The organism is Dyella sp. LX-66 (assembly GCF_018599165.1).
Lineage (GTDB): Bacteria > Pseudomonadota > Gammaproteobacteria > Xanthomonadales > Rhodanobacteraceae > Dyella_D > Dyella_D marensis.
In genome coordinates, this window is the sequence record NZ_JAHFVJ010000029.1 from 1 (window position 1) to 1,361 (window position 1,361).

Annotated in this window: 1 protein-coding gene; it reads left to right on the forward strand. The window is 53.9% G+C overall.

Features of this window, described 5'->3' with window-relative positions:
- The first annotated feature begins 234 nt into the window (after positions 1-234).
- Positions 235-1,218: a DUF4917 family protein gene (locus KK141_RS22845; RefSeq protein ID WP_214573215.1), complete on the forward strand. Its 984-nt coding sequence runs from the start codon at positions 235-237 to the stop codon at positions 1,216-1,218.
- Positions 1,219-1,361: the final 143 nt, after the last annotated feature.

The following is a 1,361-nucleotide window of genomic DNA, read 5'->3' on the forward strand; positions in this document are numbered from 1 at the left end:
TGCTTTGCATCAGCCGCAGGGCTTCACGCTTGAACTCGGCTGAGAATCGCTGGCGCTTTTCCATCGAACACCTCCGTGCGAGGATTGTCCTCGCTTTTGGGTGTCCGAGAAATCAGGGGTGATCCAAAATCAGGGGTGATCCAAACTGACCCCGCTCTTGGAACCCTATAAGCTTCAGCGGATGTCATCGTTGCCGGATGGATCGGCCACGCCCAAGGGAATCAAGGAGTAGGTATGGCGTTGCAGACGTTTGAACAGGCCCTCGCTCGGGTCGCGCCTGATGGGCGTCCACATCTCTTGATGGGCAATGGATTTTCGAGGGCTCTACGCAATGACATCTTCAACTACGCGAATCTTCTAGATCAGGCTGATTTCGGCGGGAGAGATGAAACGTTGCGCAGGCTGTTCGATCGCTTGGGAACATTCGATTTCGAAGCCGTCATGAGGTCGCTCGAATCGACAAAGATGGTCCTGGAAACCTACGGAAGAAACGAGGACCTTCTGGCCCAGGTTCTAGAAGACCAGGAACTGCTTAAAAGTGCACTGATCACTGCTATTTCCAGGACTCATCCTGAGCGCCCACACGATGTCGAGTCCGATCAGTTCATTGCTGTACGTCAGTTCCTGGCCGGGTTCAACCAGGTGTTCACGGTCAACTATGACCTTCTGTTCTATTGGGCGCGCAATCAAGACGAACTGCCTCCCAAGGGCTACACCACGGACGATGGCTTCAGGCAAGGGCCGGTCTGGCGTGAATACGGTCCGCGCCAAGATGCGCACTTTCTTCATGGTGGTCTGCACATATACGAGGACGGCTCGTCGATCCGGAAGCTCGCGCATACGTCGAAAGAGATCCCGATCATCGATCAAGTCAGAGCCAATCTTGAGAGGGGACGGTTTCCCTTGTTTGTGTCCGAGCCGACGTCCGAGAAGAAGCGCCGGCGCATTGAGCACAATCCCTATCTGAGTTATTGCTATCGAGCTCTCAGGCGGATCGATGGTGCGCTTTTCATCCTTGGGCATTCTATGGATGCCAACGACAACCATATCTTCAATCAAATAAAAGAAAGCGAAGTCACTCAGGTGTTCGTCAGCATTCACGGAGATGAACACAACGATGCCAATACCCAAACCAGGGCGCATGCCTCCGCATTTCTCGAAAGCGCGGTAAGAACTGTTGAGTTCTTCGATGCCGAAACTGCCCCGGTCTGGAACTAGTAGTAACGGGGTCAGGTTGGATCACCCCTGATTTCTCGGACACCCAAAAGCGAGGACAATCCTCGCACGGAGGTGTTCGATGGAAAAGCGCCAGCGATTCTCAGCCGAGTTCAAGCGTGAAGCCCTGCGGCTGATGCAAAGCA

What these genes read in the sequence shown, in the direction of transcription:
- KK141_RS22845 (WP_214573215.1), top strand. Translation starts at nt 235, where the DNA reads ATGGCGTTGCAGACGTTTGAACAGGCCCTCGCTCGGGTCGCGCCTGAT.